This is a genomic window from Corynebacterium sp. HMSC076G08 (assembly GCF_001811515.1).
In the GTDB taxonomy this organism is placed as follows: Bacteria; Actinomycetota; Actinomycetes; order Mycobacteriales; family Mycobacteriaceae; genus Corynebacterium; species Corynebacterium hiratae.
The window spans coordinates 1-17,181 of the sequence record NZ_KV805022.1; the positions used below are offsets into that span (position 1 = coordinate 1).

At 60.9% G+C, this 17,181-nt stretch carries 11 protein-coding genes; 6 read left to right on the top strand and 5 right to left on the bottom strand.

Annotation, left to right across the window (positions count from 1 at the left end):
* Positions 1-29: 29 nt before the first annotated feature.
* Positions 30-299 (bottom strand): hypothetical protein, encoded by a 270-nt coding sequence (locus tag HMPREF2806_RS13425; RefSeq protein WP_158010548.1) that lies wholly within the window; start codon positions 297-299, stop codon positions 30-32.
* Between the two features lie 453 nt (positions 300-752).
* On the opposite strand from HMPREF2806_RS13425, the gene HMPREF2806_RS03770 reads away from it, so the two are divergent.
* The gene (locus HMPREF2806_RS03770; RefSeq protein ID WP_070516309.1) at positions 753-3,185 is read left to right on the top strand and encodes an MMPL family transporter; all 2,433 of its coding nucleotides are present in this window, start codon (positions 753-755) and stop codon (positions 3,183-3,185) included.
* A gap of 6 nt (positions 3,186-3,191) precedes the next feature.
* Positions 3,192-4,475 carry a tRNA guanosine(34) transglycosylase Tgt gene (gene tgt, locus HMPREF2806_RS03775; protein WP_070516311.1) on the top strand — a complete coding sequence of 428 codons (1,284 nt, stop codon included), beginning with the start codon at positions 3,192-3,194 and terminating at the stop codon, positions 4,473-4,475.
* Here the strand turns inward: tgt and HMPREF2806_RS03780 are convergent.
* The 4 genes from HMPREF2806_RS03780 to HMPREF2806_RS03795 form a co-directional block, all read right to left on the bottom strand.
* Positions 4,463-5,197 carry a sortase family protein gene (locus HMPREF2806_RS03780; protein WP_070516313.1) on the bottom strand — a complete coding sequence of 245 codons (735 nt, stop codon included), beginning with the start codon at positions 5,195-5,197 and terminating at the stop codon, positions 4,463-4,465. The two genes, tgt and HMPREF2806_RS03780, sit on opposite strands and share 13 nt — an antisense overlap.
* Positions 5,190-5,474, bottom strand: coding sequence for a type II toxin-antitoxin system RelE family toxin (locus tag HMPREF2806_RS03785; protein WP_046648850.1), 285 nt, complete (start codon positions 5,472-5,474; stop codon positions 5,190-5,192). The genes HMPREF2806_RS03780 and HMPREF2806_RS03785 overlap by 8 nt, the downstream gene beginning before the upstream one ends.
* A gap of 2 nt (positions 5,475-5,476) precedes the next feature.
* A complete protein-coding gene (relB, locus tag HMPREF2806_RS03790; RefSeq protein WP_042528872.1) occupies positions 5,477-5,686 on the bottom strand; it encodes a type II toxin-antitoxin system RelB family antitoxin in 210 nt (69 codons plus the stop codon).
* Between the two features lie 118 nt (positions 5,687-5,804).
* Positions 5,805-6,539, bottom strand: coding sequence for a queuosine precursor transporter (locus HMPREF2806_RS03795; RefSeq protein WP_070516315.1), 735 nt, complete (start codon positions 6,537-6,539; stop codon positions 5,805-5,807).
* Between the two features lie 434 nt (positions 6,540-6,973).
* Between HMPREF2806_RS03795 and HMPREF2806_RS13710 the strand changes: the two genes are divergently transcribed.
* The 4 genes from HMPREF2806_RS13710 (at position 6,974) to HMPREF2806_RS03815 (ending at position 17,163) form a co-directional block, all read left to right on the top strand.
* Positions 6,974-7,621: a hypothetical protein gene (locus HMPREF2806_RS13710; RefSeq protein WP_232745250.1), complete on the top strand. Its 648-nt coding sequence runs from the start codon at positions 6,974-6,976 to the stop codon at positions 7,619-7,621.
* Complete coding sequence (locus tag HMPREF2806_RS03805; protein WP_070516317.1) at positions 7,621-10,587, top strand: VWA domain-containing protein; 2,967 nt, start codon at positions 7,621-7,623, stop codon at positions 10,585-10,587. Before HMPREF2806_RS13710 ends, HMPREF2806_RS03805 begins: the two co-directional genes overlap by 1 nt.
* A gap of 70 nt (positions 10,588-10,657) precedes the next feature.
* Complete coding sequence (locus HMPREF2806_RS03810) at positions 10,658-14,326, top strand: tubulin-like doman-containing protein (protein WP_070509666.1); 3,669 nt, start codon at positions 10,658-10,660, stop codon at positions 14,324-14,326.
* The gene (locus HMPREF2806_RS03815; protein WP_070516319.1) at positions 14,326-17,163 is read left to right on the top strand and encodes a hypothetical protein; all 2,838 of its coding nucleotides are present in this window, start codon (positions 14,326-14,328) and stop codon (positions 17,161-17,163) included. Before HMPREF2806_RS03810 ends, HMPREF2806_RS03815 begins: the two co-directional genes overlap by 1 nt.
* Positions 17,164-17,181: the final 18 nt, after the last annotated feature.

Genomic DNA, 17,181 nt, shown 5'->3' on the forward strand with positions numbered 1-17,181 from the left:
AATAGGGTGTCCACTAAACGAGGGTAACCTCAGAAGTAGAACAAATTTTGTTTGTCCACATTGGATGGGTCAATGCAGCAAGCAGCCTCTGCAAGGGCAGAAACCTTGCCATAGTGGATAATCAATTCATCTGGTTCTTGGTCAATGTGTGCTTGATGGGTTCTCTCATCACTCGCCTTGAGCCATCGCTCCGCGCTCTCGAGATTTTTGGAGAACTCGGATTCTCTAAGTCGATTAATGATTTCCGGAGGAATCTCTTCGAGGAATGGAGCAGACACCGCGAGGAATGTCTTAGCCATCACTTCCAATTTCGATGAATCGCCCGTCAAACTTAGGGTTCTGGAGATGACAGGATCAAACCGAAGGTGGTGGTCCTCTAATGAGGTCAAGATATACCTACTCCCGTTGAACTGGCTCAAGTAGTTTGTCGTTTGCTCGTGCGATGTCTTCATTTAAGGAGGCCGAAAGCCCTTGGTCTTGGGACTGTAGTTTGGATTGCTTGGGATTCCCTAGGAAAAACTTTGGGGGATGATGGTCTAGTGCACCAGTTCGCTGCGAAGGATCTGCTGGTCTTTACTGCCGGTACCCCGCTTGGAATGATTCTTTTCGCGGCGTTTTCATCTCATCCTGGTGCCCAGCTGGGCGTGCGATACCGTTAGGGCTTCACAGCCCAACTGGTTAAACTGGTGCACATTCGTGTCCACCACCAAAGCTTCCGCGAGCAATAATCGCGCATGTGAAGGGGAATTTCCGTGGCAAAGCTGCTCTACCACCTAGGCCGCTGGTCTTACATCAACCGATGGAAGGTCATCATCGCCTGGATCTTCATCGTGGCGGCCGCGGGTGGAGCAACCTTGAGCTTGATGAAGCCGATGACCACGGAGTACTCCATCAGCGGCACGCCCGCTATTGATGCCACCCGCCGCGCGGTGGAGCTCTTCCCGGAAAATGGTAATCCGGCAAATGCGCCGTCGGTTAACCTCGTCTTCAAGGCCCCGGAAGGGCAGAAGCTCAGCGATCCGCATAATAAAGAAGCGGTCGAGGACGTGGTGCACCACATTGCTGAAGGCCTTGATATCCCAGAGGGCAGCCAGCAGCGCTGGGGTAACCCGCTTGAGGTATCGCCGGCACTTCAGCAGCAGGTCATCGAGCAGTTCACCTCCATGGGCTTGCCGGAGGAGACCGCGCGGGCGGATGCCGATAACCTGGCCATGGTCAATGGCGATGAGACGATTGCCTACACCACCTTCGACTTCGATGCGGAAAGCCCGTATTCAGTAGATCCCGCGGATAAAGACGTGGTCCATGAGGCCATGGATATCGGCCGTGCGGCTGGCTTGGAAGTAGAGGCCGGCGGCGCGGGCTTCGGTGATGAAATCCAGGTCAACTCGATTTCTGAGGTCATCGGCCTGGCCGTGGCATTTATCGTCCTCATTATTACCTTCGGTTCCTTGGCTTCCGCGGGCATGCCGCTTATCTCCGCGGTCGTGGGCGTGGGCCTAGGAGCGATGGGCGTCATGATAGCGACCCACTGGATGGAGCTCAACAACCTCACCCCGGTGCTGGCCGTCATGATCGGTTTGGCCGTGGGTATCGACTACGCGCTGTTCATCATGTCGCGCTACCGGCAGGAGCGCTCCCGCATGGACGGGCCGGATGCCGCCGGCATGGCCGTTGGCACGGCGGGGTCCTCGGTGGTCTTTGCCGGTGCGACGGTCTTCATCGCGCTCTTCGCTCTACTCGTGGCGCGTATTAGCTTCCTTACCGCTATGGGCCTGGCCGCTGCGGGCACGGTCTTCATGGCCGTGCTTGTGGCGCTGACCTTGGTGCCCGCGATGCTGGGCATGCTCGGTGATAAGGCCTTCGCCGGGCGCATCCCCGGTGTGGCCGGCAACCCCACGAAGCGCCGCCCGCGCCGCACGAAACCAACGATGGGTAACCGTTGGGTGCGCACGGTGCAGCGTGTCCCCGGTGTCGTCATGGCCTTGGTGGTGCTCGGCCTCGGTGCTTTGACCGCTCCGGTTCTGCACATGGAGCTGGCGCTTCCGGCGGATACCACGTCCAACCCGGATACCACCCAGCGCAAGGCGGCGGACCTGCTGTCCGAGGGCTTCGGCCCCGGCATCAACGGCCCCTTCCTGGTGATCGTGGATGGCGCCAACGCCAACCCGGAATCCGCGGCATTGCAGCCCTATATCCAGGGCCAAGAAGGCGAAGAAGATGAGCAGAAGAAGGCCGCTCTTTCCTCCTTCATCTACTCCGTGCAGCGCCTGAACCAGGTCGGCGGCGTTAAGCACGCCCAGCTGGTGGGCGTGAGCAAAGACATGAAGGCTGCGCAGATTATGGTCAGCCCCACCACAGCGCCGACGGATGAGGCCACGGTTGGCACCGCCTCCGCCTTGCGCACCGCCGGCGCGGAGCTGGAGGATGCCACCGGCGCCGAGATCGGAATGACCGGCCTGACCGCGGTGCAGCTCGACATCACCGAGCGCCTCGAAGAAGCCATGGGGCCGTACCTTGCCATCGTGGTAGGCCTGGCCATCTTCCTGCTGTTGGCGGTGTTCCGCTCCATTTTGGTTCCGCTGGTGGCCGGCTTGGGCTTCCTGCTCTCCGTCGGCGGCGCCTTCGGCCTGACCGTGCTGGTGTGGCAGGACGGCCTCACCGGCCTAGTACCCGCGCCCGGCCCGCTGATTTCCTTCATGCCCATCTTCCTCATCGGCGTGACCTTCGGCCTGGCCATGGACTATCAGGTCTTCCTGGTCACCCGCATGCGCGAGCACTTCTCCCGTTACCCGCAGGGCAGCGGCGGGAAGTACAGCAAGTACAACGCCAACGACGAGGCCACCATCGCCGGCTTTACCGCCGGTGCCCGCGTGGTCACCGCCGCGGCCATCATCATGATTTCCGTCTTCGTGGCCTTTATCAGCCAGCCCCTTCCCTTCATCCAAATCTTTGGCTTCGCGCTGGCAGCGGGCGTGCTTTTCGACGCCTTCTTAGTCCGCATGTCGCTTGTCCCCGCCACCATGTTCCTCATGGGGCATACCACGTGGTGGATGCCGAAGTGGCTGGACAAGCTGATCCCGCAGCTGGACATCGAGGGCACCGCACTCGAGGAAGAATGGGAGCGCAAACACGCAGCAGCATCCCGTGAAGCAGAGGATAAGGCAGCGCAGCCCGTAGAATAGTTCCCTATGACTCACCCTAAGCCGCTGCTGGAGACCGACCTTTCCTTCGACGTGAAGAAGGAGCTGGACTTGAGCGGCCCAGCGCAGCCGGGAAAGCACGGCCGCACCGGTGTTATTCACACACCGCATGGCGATATCCAGACCCCGGCGTTCATCCCGGTGGCCACCAAGGCCACGGTGAAGACGCTGACCCCGGAGCAGATTCGCCTGACCGGAGCGCAGGCCATCCTGTCCAACGCCTACCACCTTTACCTGCAGCCGGGCCACGACATCGTGGACGAGGCCGGTGGTGTGGCTACCTTCGAGAACTGGCACGGGCCGACGTACACCGACTCGGGCGGATTCCAGGTCATGTCCCTGGGCGTGGGGTTTAAGAAGGTCCTGGCCATGGACGTGGCGGAGCTGACGGATTCTGATATCCGTGCGGCGAAGAAGGAACGCATGGCACAAGTGGATGAGGACGGTGTGGACTTTAAGTCCGTCATCGACGGCTCCTCCCACCGCTTTACCCCGGAGGTCTCCATGCAGATCCAGCATGGCCTGGGCGCGGACATCATGTTTGCCTTCGATGAGCTCACCACCCTGGTGGATACCCGCACCTACCAGGAGGAATCCGTGGAGCGCACGCGCCGCTGGGCGCAGCGCTGCCTGGATGAGCATGACCGCCTGACGCTTGCCCGCGGCCCGCAGAAGCCGCGCCAGTCCCTGTGGGGCGTGGTGCAGGGCGCGCAATACGAAGACCTGCGCCGCCAGGCCGCGCGCGGGCTGGTGGAGCTTTCCGAGCGCGCCGAGGCAAATGGCCGTCGAGGCTTCGGTGGCTTCGGCATCGGTGGCGCGTTGGAGAAGGAGAACCTGGGAACGATTGTGGGCTGGGTATGCGATGAGTTGCCCGTCGATAAGCCCCGGCACCTGCTGGGTATCTCTGAACCGGATGATATTTTTACCGCCGTTGAGGCTGGTGCCGATACTTTCGACTGCGTGGCGCCGACCCGTCTGGCGCGCCGCGGTGGCGTCTACACTCTCGATGGACGCATGAACCTCACTAATGCGCGCTTCAAGCGCGACTTTGCTGGTGTGGATGAAGAATTTGGCGGTTATGTCTCGGAGAATTACTCCCGCGCCTACATCCACCACCTGCTCAAGGCCAAGGAATTCCTGGCGGGCACGCTGTGCACCATCCACAACCTGGAGTTCATGATTCGGCTGGTGGATAACATCCGGGAGTCCATCGATGGTGGCTATTACGAGGCCTACCGCGATGAATTCCTGGGGCGCTATTACGCCAAGTGACCGGTGACGATCACGTTGTACTCCAAGTCAGTGCTGCCGTCTACCGCACAGGCGATGAGTACGATGCGCCCGGGAACCTCGGTATTCATCAGGTCCGCGTCGCTTCCTAGTTGTTCCTTATCAACTAGGAAGGCGTTATCCACGATCCACTCGCGCCCGGCACCGCCCTCGGAGGTCATGCGGATGTGGGAGCCGTTGAGGATGGGCGTCGTAAAGCGCTGCACTTCCATACCCTCGAGGCCCTCCACGGTGGTGGGGTTGCTCAGGTCCACGTTGGCGGTGACCACCTCGGAGAAGGGGTTGAACACCAGTTTCTGTTGGCCCCAGGCGTGTCCCAAAACGTAGGTGGTGCCGTGCTCTGCCGTGGCGGGGGACTCGCCCCAGTCTTGCACCCAGCGCACCATGGTCTCCTGTGGTCCGGCCGGGTTGAGAGGCAGGACGAAGGGCATCGAATCATAGGTCGCGCCCGTGATGGTGGCTGGGCCAGCCATCTCAAACGTGCCGGTCAGAGCGGGTGCTGGGCCTTGGTTGAGCGGGGGAGGGGTGGTGCTGGGTGCTGCGCTTGACGACGCCTCACTGCTCACCGCCGTCGTTTCCGGTGCCGCGTGGCTCGTCGTTTCAGACGACGTGGTGACTTCCTCTGTACCCGAGCATGCCGCAAGGTTGAAGGCTGTAGCCAGGCCAAGGATGGGGAGGAGGGAACCTCGTAGATGCTTATGCATCGTAGATGTCCTTCCGGTGGCCAATAGCGAATACCTCAATCGTTACTTTCTGGTCGTGGATGTACGCCAGAATGCGGTAAGAACCGACCCGATAGCGCCATTCACCTGAACGGTTTGAAGTCAATCCTTTTCCGAGAGCTCGAGGGTCTTCGCAGCCCTCGAGGTTCTTTTGGATCCACGTCACGATGATTCGCGCATCGAATCGGTCAAACTTCTTTAGCTGTTTCCGGGCTTTCGAAGTGAATTCGACGTGATATGAAGTGATTCCCTCCGACATCTTTAGAGATCCTCGAGGACCTCATCAAGGCTAAACCGTTCGCCAGAATCTTCTGCCATTGCTGCGCGCAGTTCCTGAAGGTCGTAGTAGTCTTCGACCCGTTCTAAAAGTGCTGCTCGGGCAAAATCAGATATCGTCCGGCCTTCAAAGGCGGCTAAATTCCGAACGAGTTCCGCGTCGTTATCATCCATGCGAATTGTCAAAGTAGCCATATTTCCTCCTTAACCATCGTGAATACATTGTATTCATTGGGGCAAGTGAAGGGAAGAGTGAAAAGTCCCCCTCAGCACAGTGCGTGCTAAGGGGGTGAAAGATCGGGGCGGGTCGCTGCTACTTAGACGGCGCTGACGTAGGGGTGTCGGCCTCGTCGATAGGCACGTAGTCCTCGCGGCGCTTGACCCAAGAGATAACCAGCGTGGTCAGTGGAAGCATGATGACCTCGCAGGCGGTCTTCCACAAGAAGCCCACGATGACGTAGTTCAGGAAGCCGCTGAAGGAATCGATACCGATGACAGGCGCTGCGATGGCGCAGAACAGCAGGGTATCGCCGAATTCGCCGACGACGGTGGAAGCAACAAGGCGGGCGATGAGGCCCTTCTCGCCCGAGCGGGCCTTCATCTTCACCAGGGTGAAGGAATTGAGCAGCTGGCCCACGACGTAGCCGACGAGGGAAGCCAGCAGGATCTGCGGAACCAGGCCGAGCGTGGCGGCGAAGGCTTCCTGGCCTTCGTAAAAATCAGCCGCGGGCAGCCAGATTGCAATATAAAAGGAAACTGCGGCTAGAAGCGCCATGGCGAAACCGATGTACACGGCTCGGCGGGTGGACTTGAAGCCATAGCATTCAGAGAGAACGTCGCCCACGATGTAGGCGATGGGGAAGAGGAAGAAGGCGCCATCGGTGATAAGCGGGCCGAGCTGGACGCCCTTCGTGGCGTTGATGTTCGAGATGAGGAAGGTAACGACGAACACCGCGACCAGCCACGGGTACAAGGTGGAATGTACCGGGATGAATCGGATGCTCTCGCCACCGTTTGCGGTGGTTGCGGTTGCCGATTGAGTTGTCATGGCTCAGCATCTTTCCACGAAAATGGGGGAAGCAGAAATGGGGAAATTGATTCCCATCAGACGGGGAGTGCTCCCATTCCTCCTCGTTCCTTAAGAAAGAGCAGTTGAGCTGCACCTTCCTGGGAGGCAGTTCCGGTAGTCCACCCATAAAGATCTGTGAAGTGGGCAGAAAAAACGCTCCTAGTGTGGCATTCTTTTGCTTGCAGTGTTTTCGTGTTCCCTGCACGTTTCCTGTCTGCTGTGCCACGGCGCGCTCGAAGAGATTCGGGCGCGTTCGAATTTCGGGGCCGCTGAAGGGCAGGCTGTGTCAGGGGGTACGGCTACCTTGGTTTTAGTCCTTAAGCCTCCGGCTGGTCTTTTGTCTTCTGCGCCTTTCGATGGAGCAGGTAGAGGCTAGTCGGCGGCATAACTTCGCATTAGGGAAGGTCATTGATATGACGTTTGGTTCCCCAGGCTCGTCACCACAGTTCGGCGGGCGCCCGCCACAGGGGGCTCCCCAGCCAGGCACAGGGTCCGGAAACAGTTCTGGCTCTGGGTTTGGCGCGCCCGGTGGACCTGGCGGCTTCGGTGGCTTTGGCGCACCGAATCCTGCGCAGAACCCCGTACAGAAGCCTTCCTCGGGTTCTGGGTTTGGCCAAGGCTCCGATTCGGGGGCCGGTGGCTCCTTCGGCGCGCCGGGCTCGCCGGATGGCTTCGGCCAGTCCTCCCCGGCGCCGGACTACCGCCGCCAGGTGGCAACACCGACAGGCCCCACGAAGGGACCGTGGCCGCTTCTCATCGCAGCGGGCGTATCTGCGGTCATTGCGCTGATTCTGTTGATTGTCGCCCCGCTCGTGGCTGCCCCGACGCAGGTCCTGTTCTTTGGCCTGGCTATTGGCGGTTGGCTGCTGGCTGGAATTGTGTCCTTTATTCTCTTGGGTATCTATACGCTGCGGAACACGCAGCGCCAGGCTGAGACGTTTTATGTAGAGGACACCACGCAAACTTTGCTGTACCGCCTCATCATGGGCGGAAGTTTTGTCCTTGTCATTGTCGCTGCGGTGGAAATCGCCTTCTACGTAGGAAAGGCGGTTGGCGTCTAATGAAGAAGCTCACTCGTGTACTTGCCCTGTCCGCGGCGATGGCACTCGCCGGATTCGGCGGCAGTTTGGGAGCGGTGGCGCAGGAGCCTCCGGCTCCAGATGCCCCCGCGCCGGAGGCTCCTGCACCAGAGGCCCCGGAAGCCCAGCCGGAAGAACATAACGGGGAGAACCCAGAAGACCACGGCGGGGAGAATCAGCCGCCACAGGAGCACGTTGAGGGAATCGGCTCCGAGTCCGCGCTTTCTGAAGTCTCGCAAAAGAACCTCTCTGATTTTGGCTCCTGCATCGCCAGCGAAAAATCTGCGGACCTGTTGTTCGTTCTTGACCAGTCAGCCTCGTTGGTGGGCTATGAGGGGTCGAAGCCGACGGATGCTGATTTCTTCCGCGTTGACGCCACGGCGGACATCGTCAAGCAGCTGGCCAACCTCGGGGAGGACAATGGCGCAGACATCAACGTCAAGCTCGCCGGTTTCGGCTCCGAGTACTACAGCGATCCAGCTGACTATGGCGGGTGGACCAATGTCTCCGGCAACGGGGATGCTCTCAAAGGCGAACTGGACAAGTTCCGACAGGAGGACCGTGTTGCGGATCTAGAGACCAACTATGGCGCGGCCTACAAGGGAGCACTCAAGGAACTGGCTTCCCACCAGGGCAGCAGCTGCCGCGCCATCGTGTTCTTTACCGATGGCAAGTACTACACGGATGCCGAGGCTCACGATCTCCAGGGAGCGCAGGACAAGCTCTGTGAGGTAAATTCCTCTGTCACCGCGTTCCGCAACTCCAATATCCGCCTCTTTAACGTGGGCCTCGTGCCGGCTGCGGAAGCACAAGATCAGGTCCGCCAGCTCACCCGCATGGCGGAGGGCGAAGACTGCGGCCAGGGCGCTCCCAACGGTGCTTTCTTCGACGCGGGTGAGGATCCAGCGGCGCTGTTCGCTGCCTTCCGTAACCTCATCCCCACCTCGGGTGGTGTGACCAAGGAGGGAAACCTCAAGGACCAATTCGATTTCGTCCTCGATAACTCCGTGTCCCCAGTGCGATTGTCGGCGGTGCCGAAGAGCTCGGTTGGGGAAGGAGAGCTCATCCCTACCTTGACTGGGCCCGATGGTGAAACCGTTGAGCTCAAGCCTGATACCACTCACGTAGCCGGCGCGAAGGTCTCCGTGACGGAGAACAGCAAGCTTCCAGGCATGGTTGATATCGCGATGGAGAAGGACGGCGACCCCTGGGCAGGCGCCTGGACTTTTGGCTACAAGGTGGCTGAGGGAACTGATGGCGAGTACCTCGCGTCCGTCGTTATGGTGCCGGGCCTCAACCTAGACCTCAAGACGGAAGACGGCTCCAAGGTGGAAGGCGGCATCAACTCGGACCAGGTCCTGAAGGGGCAGTTGGTCGATGGCCAGGGCGAGCCGCGCACGCTGGAGGGCGAAGGTACCCTCCACGCCGAGTTCGTACCGGAGGATGGTTCCCCGGTCACCCTCGTGGACAATGCGTCCATCACTGATGGGCAGCCAGTAGATATTCCGCTGGACCAGGTGGAAAACGCGGCATCCGGTCAGCTGGTGACGCGTGTGGAGATCACCACCAAGGGCACCGATGAGCGCCCGGGTTCGAAGCTGGATCCCATCAACGCGGAAACGCCGCTGACCGTTACCCCGGTTAATATGCCGACGGTGGGCTCGGCGCAGACGATCACCATGACGGAGAAAGAAATTACCGTCGATGTCCCCGTGACCGGTCCCGGCAAGGTCTGGGTAGCAGACCAGACTGTGGATTCCGCTGACGGCATGCTTCCCGCAGGAGTACCTTCCGTTTCCGTGAGCTCCAAGCACAACTCTGAGGATTCCGCGCTGGAGCTTTCCAAGGATGAGAAAACGACCATCCCGGTGACGGTGAGCGTTGAGGAGATGGCGGATGGCCCGCTGCGCGTGGAGCCGGTGATTAACCTGCAGTCGGCTGAGGATAACCAACAGCTGGAGCTACCGCTGACGCTGCAGGGCTCCATGAGCGCGCCATTGAACAAGTCCGCGTTCGGTCTGTCCTTCGTCCTTGCGGTTGTGCTCGCGTTGCTGATCCCCCTGGGAATTCTGTACTTGATGAAGTGGATTAGCGGCCGCATTCCGGAGAAGCCGCGCATGTTTGCGAAGACCATCCCGGTCAAGCGCGATGGCGCGAACCTCATACGCACCGATAATGGCCGCCCATTTGCGGTGTCCAAGGACGAGTTCCAAGGTGCCGTTCCAGTGGAGACCTCTGCACGTTCTGTTCGCCTGGGTGGCAACGACGCCAAGGTAAAGATGGGCCTGAGCCCCTTTACCGCCGCCCACGTGGAGGTTCAGCGCGATGGCACTATCTCCAGTAAGGGCAAGAAGTCCGGATATCGCGCAGTGCTGCCACTTGCTGTGCAGAACACGTGGTTCTTCGTGGGCAACGCGAAGGACCGCAACTCCGGAGAGATCGTCCTGACTGTCGATACGTTGGCGCAGGCCAGCGCGTACGACGAGATGTCCAAGGAGATCAGCCGCCAGGCCCTGCAGCTCTTCGACCAAGTGGAATTCCCCGCCGAGAAGTCACAGTCGCAGGCACCGCCGCAGACGCCGCCGCAGGCGGGCCAGCCTGGCCCGCAGCCGCCGAATGCCCCGCAGAGCGGACCACACCCTGGCCAACCACCTACGCCGCAGCGCGGCCCGCAGAGTGCTCCCCGCAATGGTGCGCAGCAGCAACCGCCGCAGCACGGAGGCTTTGGGCCGTCCCAGCCATCCGGTCCACCGAATCACGGCCAGCCAGGGCCCACAGGCGGGCCAGGGCGCCCCGGCTTTGGCAGTGGCCCCAACGTTGGTGGCGGATCCAGCTTCGGTGGAGGCCCCGGTTTCGGCCAGCCAGGCCAGCAGCGACCGAACAATCCTGGTAACCCTGGTAACAATGGCGGCTGGCCCCCTAGCCCGGGATTCGGCTCCCAGGGCTAAGCCGGTTGAGCAGCACGCACCAACCCTAAATAGAACAGAAGCGAACCTCCCCTTCGAAAGGTAATTAGAGATGAAGAAGTTCCTCGTCGTCGGTTGCGGTGGCTCCGGCGCCAAGACACTGGCGTTCATGATGGACCAGCTCAAGGCCGAGCTGCGAAGCATCGACCCGGACTTAACCGAGCTGCCCAAGGCTTGGCAGTTCGTCAACATCGACGTGCCGCTCGAAGAGGAAGCCGGCCCGCAAAAGCTGCCGAACGTTACGCAGAACGGTGGCCACTACGTGGGCATTGGTTCGCGCCAGAACTACAACACCTTCGATGAAGGCGTATCCAGCATCCTGGGCCGCTCCGGCAAGCTCGGGGAGATCGCAACGTGGGCCACCCGCAACCCCGCCACCAATGACGTGAAGCTGGCTGACGGTGCCGGCCAGTACCGTGCGATCGGTCGCATGCTGACCCTTCCGCACCTGAAGGAGATTCGCCAGGCCCTCAAGGATGCGGTGGATGAGATGTTCACGCAGGAGGCGATCCAGGAGCTCAACCGCCTCAATTACAAGCAGACCAAGCTGGACTCTGATACCGGCGATTCACAGCCGGTTGTCCTCGTGGTCTCCTCCATGGCAGGCGGTGCAGGTGCTTCGATGTTCCTCGACGTGTGCCGTGTGCTCACCACCATTCCGAACGTGAACCCGCAGGGCACGCTCGTCTTCATGTACTCCCCGGAGATCTTCTCCGATAACAAGGCAGATGACATGGCCGGCGCGTGGCCGAACTCGCTCGCCATGTTCGGTGAAGTCGTCGCCGCGCAGATGGGCAACTCCAGCGACCATGACCGCGCCGTCTTTGAGGCCTTCGACATGGGTACTCCGCCGGAGGGCCAGATCTTCAGCCGTATTTTCCCGATCGGCTCCAAGATGGGTACCACCAGCGCCCGCTTTGGTGACGGCTCCGCCATGTCCATCTACCGTGGCCTGGGACGAGCCTTGGCAGGACTGATGGCCTCCACCAAGGCCAGCGATAACTTGGTGTCCTATGCAATGACTAACACTCCGGCCGGTGACGGCGGCCGCCGCTTCTTCGGCTGGGATAGCCCGACGGGTGGAACCCCGTGGGGTCGCCTGCCTTGGGGTTCGCTGGGTTATGCCCAGGTGTCGATGGGCCGCGATCGCTTCGCCGAGTACTCCTCCCAGCGCCTTGCGCGCAGTGCCTTCGAGCGCCTCTTCAACGGGCACCTCGACCCGCAAAACCCCGAGGCCGGCGAGATGCAGATTGCCAAGAAGCTGGAGGAGCGGCTGCCCAATGCTTTCGGCTCCATCACGCTCGATCCTTCTTGGGCGCAGGGCGGGCAGATCGACAGCGGCAGCGTGTGGAACTGGCTCAACAGCGTGTTTGGCGGTCAAGCCCAGCAGGCCGCAGACAGCGCCACGAAGTACCTGCAGAGCTTCATCCCCGTAGGCCAGGGCCGCAACGTCAACGAATGGCGTGAAGAGTTCGAGGGCAACATGGCGGATCCGCGCAACGAGCAGGCCATCGCATCTGTTCTTAACAATGCCGCCTATGACATCGTCTACCGCTACGCCAACTTCTTCAGCGATAGCGTGCTCGCCGCCGTGGAGGCGGAGCTGGCCGCGGTGGGCGTGCCTTATGTGCGCGAGATGCTCTCCAAGATCACGGATGTTCTCACCAACTCCGACCGCCTCCTGCCGTGCCTGGCGGAGTACTCCGGCTACTACCAAAACACCCGCGTGCTGACGAAGCCGGAAGGCGCGGATCCCATCCTCAGCCCATTGACCGGTAAGGGACAGATGACGGATCCGACCCCCACCGTCAATGCGCTCATGGGCCTGTACTTCAACCAGTTCTACAGCTACGCCCTCATGGCGATTGCGCACCTGCTCAAGGACGTCCTTCAGGACTATGCCGATGAGAACCTCTTCCACCTCAAGCGCGAGCTAGGGGATGCCCACGCGGTGTTGGAGAAAGCCGTGTCGAAGCGCCCAGAAACCAACAAGCTTGCTGACGTCCGCACCGATGAGGTCAACTCGTGGCCGACGGAGCTCGATGAGGTCGTGGAATCCCGCTTCAAGGGCGCAGAGAACGAAATCATGTTGACCGACGTCAACAGCTTCATCTCGGACTACCGGGACCAGATGCTGCGCACCATCCAGGGCCAGCAGTCCACCGCGGATGTCACCAACTACGAGCAGGCCTATCCCTTTGCAGTGCGTGCGGTCATCCGCGGCGAATGGGAATCGCTCGATGCGGCCCAAGCGCCGAATGACACTTTGGCGCCGCAGAAGCGCACCAACGATGCCTACTCCAACCGGGCCGGCTGGGTTTCCAAGTACCTCTCGCGCCATCCGCAAAACGGCGAAACCCGCGAATCGCAGCGCGCGCACTACCGGGCGAAGATTCGCCCAACTGATCTGCTTGAGCGCTCGCGTCAGTGGATTAATCGCCGCGACTACGAGTTCCAGAAGTTCAATTCGGTGGACTTGCGCCGCTATCTCACGCTCACCCCAGACATCAACGAGGTCGAGCACGCGGAGCGTCAGCGTCGCTTCATCGAGGCTTTCCAGCTGGCCCTGAGCTATGCCCGCCCGCTGGCTGCCGTCAACGATGAGATGGTCCAGCGTATCCACGGCAAGTCGGTGCAGTACACCTATTCCTTCTCCGATATCCCGTTTGCGGAGCTGGGCTCTGCGGAGACCGGCATTGCCGCTCAGCTGGAGTCAGTGCTGAGCCGCCCTGAGATTGACGGTCCTTCTTCCGTAGCTTTGCGCAACTCGCTCAACATGTCGGACCACGTCCAGCACATCGAGATCTTCGGTTCCTACCCGAACTACTCGCCGATCGTCTTCTCCTCCATGTTCAACTACATTGCCAAGGACATTGAGAAGCAGGACAATTTCGACGGCTCCTGGTGGTCTGAGCGCCGCACCCGCCCGTTGCCGGCAGCACTGCCTTTGACGAACACGGAACGCCAGGCCATGGTGGCTGGCTGGATCATCGGGCGTATCACCGGCCGCGTCTACATTTCGAACCCGGATGCCGCCAACGCTGCGGCCCACATTTTCGATGACACAGATGGCGGCGTCAACGATTGGGTGGACTTCCCGAACCCGCTGCTCATCTCACCACGCCGCATGATCAAGAAGTCGGACTGGATGTCCTCGGTGCTGGAATCCATCTTCATCGCCTACGCCAAGGTTCAGGAAACTGGGCGTTACGGTTTCGCCTCCTCGCTGTACCCGTACCAACTGTTGCGTGGGCTTTTCGACGACGGCCTCGACTTCGCCCACTCTGGTGCCTCGACGCACCCAGTGGTGCATCGCCTGGCACAGTTCCTGGCTAACGGTGACGTCCCGAACCGCGGAGTTGTAGGCACTTCTATTCAGGATCGCTACGAAACTTTCGTCAACGAGCTGGACAAGTTTGCTCGCGGCGCAGACCACTTTGTGCCGGGGCACTCCAATGCTCTGCCGGGCCAGGGCCGGAAGGAAAAGCCTTTCGCTGAGATCCGTTCCCGCGAAGTTGCCTCGATAACGCCGTACTACCGTGACTTGGCGCTGGACGTCATCGCGATGGTTCCGGTCATCCGCAACTACCTGGATCAGGCTAAGACGGTGGCGGAGAATCCCGTGGCCCAGCCGGAGCCGCAGGTGCGTAGCTCCGAGTCAGGCTTCGCCCAGCCCACCGCGCCGGAATTCAACCTCAACGACCTGGATGACACCTTCTAATGACGAACGTAATTATCTTTGGACACGGCGCCACCGCGGATGACATCCGCTCCCGCCTGAGCGATCTGCGTGCGGTTGGTCTCCTGCAGAACTTCCTCTGGATCGACTATGCCCACCCCACCAGTGGGGCCGTCGTGCGCTCCTTTACGGAAGAGGGAACGGCGCGCTTGTCGACGCTCGACGAGGCCCTCCGCAGCTTCAGCGGGGACGTCCTCCTCGCCACCATTGACCCGATGGACGCGGAACAACCGCAGGACGTCGACAAGCTCACGGAGTGGGTCAGCGCCGTCGATCAGCGGCTCATCCAGGCCTCCAATCTGCGCGTGCGCCTGCTGCTCTCCGCCCTCCCGCGCGAAAGCGTGGACATCGCCCCGTTGCAGGGCTGGAGCAACCTCGTGCTCTCCCCGGAGGAAGGCGGAACCCCGGCGTCGTCGCGCATCCGTCCCATCAAGCGCACCGCGGACGGCTTCGAGCTGGCACAGTTCGCAGCCCCGGCCGTGGCCAGCATTTTCGGTCTGTGGCGCGGCATGCCGGAACCGGCGGTGTTGGATCCGGAGACGCACCGCGTCATCGAAACCGGTGACCGGCAGCGTTTCCGTCTCGTACGCGCTTTTCACCGCACCATCGATGCCAATGACATCGAGGACAAGGTAAAAAAGGCTGTCTTCGATCCCGCCCAGCGCCTGCCGCAGCCGCAGGTCAACAACATTTCGCGCGCCGTGCATTATGCCAACCCGGAGCAGCTCACGGAGCAGTGCGCGCAGATGTTCATCAACCAGGAGATTGCTCCGTTGGTGAGCACCCCGACCGCCTATGAGGAGCTGCAGTCCCACAAGGTCAGCGGCTGGGCAGCACTGAAGGATAACTTGCGTTTGTACTGGTCCACGGTCGTCGGCAAGCCCCAGGATTGGGTTGAGGGCCAGCGCGGTGCGATGAACAAGAACGCGGCTACCTTCCTGCAGAAGATGCTCTACGGCGAGGACTCCAGCGTGGAGGTCGTCTTGGCGGGGCACTCCGGCAAGGGCAGCGGCGCGACGAGCGTCGAAGAGTTGCGCCAAGCCAGCGAGCACACCATGCGGGTCGCCCGGGAGCAGCACTTTTCCCTGGGACAGGAACCGCAGTTGTCGCGCACGTGGGAGGCATACCACGACTATGCACTCGGCTTGGTCGATGGCTCGTGGCGCGAGAGCATCGACACCAAGGGGCTGCGCAATAACCAGGGCAACATGTACATCGTGCAATACGGTGGCCAGTCTGTGCAGGATGTCAGCGCTTCCTTCCAAGGCTTCCACCCGCTGATGACCAGCACGCTGGGCTATACACACGAGTCCCAAGCAACCGTCGCGCCTTTCGATCCGGTAGGTGCCGAGCGTTTTGCCGCAGACATCGAGTACACCAGCCAGCAAACCCGCAACGAGGCGGTGAGCCGCAAGAAGCACGAGTTTGCGTCGTGGCGAGCAAAGAACAGCACCACCTTCGCCTGGAAGGTGGGCCAGGGCCTATGGGAGAAGCTGGGGCATGCCCAGCAGAAGTACCGCGACGCGCACGCCAAAGCACGCGAGCTGCAAGAGCTGGCCAATAACTTCCAAGCGCGTGATTTCAACGCAGAAAACAAAGCACTGACCCGGAAGCTGCGCACGATGTGGATCGTGCTCTTCGTGGCGCTTGCCCTCATGACCTACATGGTGGCCGGGCGCTACAACCCAGACTTGCCGCTGGGTGAGTATTTGCAGTGGTTCGATTGGCCGTGGTACGTCGTGGGCATCATCCTGGCGGTCATGCTTTTCCTCATCTGCTCTTGGGCGGTCTTTACTAAGGCTCAGCGTGAAATCTTTGACTACGTGCAGAGGCGAAAGCTGCTCAACCGCAATCAGGAAATTGCCGCACAGAATCTGGCCACCTCCTCCGCGGAGATCTCGCGCATTTCCAACGCCTACAACCAGTTCCTGAGCTGGTCGGCTCTGCTGGGCCGGGCGATCTACGCACCCTTCGGACGCAAGGAGACCTCGAGCGACCGGCTGCGGACACCGCAGGCGGGTCTTCCAGAAAACGCTCGCATTGCCCAGGCCGTGCTCAACCGCGACGATGCCGTGCGCATGACGGATGAAATCCGCTCCTACATCTACCAGACGGAATGGGCACACCGTTCGCTTAAGTCACTGCTCGACGACATGAATAACACCTTCGAGCGCAACCGCACTGGTCACTCGGCCGTGGCGCTCAATGAGATGTGGGGCATGGCTGGACTGGGATCCAGCACCGCCTTGGATAACCTGTCGCGCAACCTCGATCACGCTTACATGCAGGACCGTGACCTGAAGCAACAGGAATGGCAGAAGGTCATCACCGATCCGCGGATGACCCGCAGTCTGCAGCGCTACCTTAGCCGCGTGACCTTCCGCGAGGAGGGCGGCAGCCGCGTGCAGAGCACCTCTGAGTTCCTCGCTGGAATGAACCAGGAAAAGGGAGCCCTCCAGGCGTTTAGTCCCAACGCACTCACCAGCGCTGGCGGCGCTGAAGGTTATACCGAAATTGATGGCTCCCGCACGCGCATCGTGGAGGTCGACAGCCAGACCGCGCTGACCAGCCAGCTTTCACGCTCGGTGACCGTGGTGCAGTACGGAAAGATTACGGATTTCAAGTACTTGATTCCGGATGCGTCGTCCAGCGCACAGCCCTTTGCTCAGCCTTCGGATCTGTCCTTGGATGAGTTGGATGACACGAATCATATGGACTTTAAGTCGCCGGTGCAGGAGAACAACGAGGGCTCAGCCGCGCGGCCATTCTTTGGTCAGCCGGCAGCCCCGGACCTCTCAGACCTCGACGAAACCTTCTGACGGAACCTCTTTAAGGAA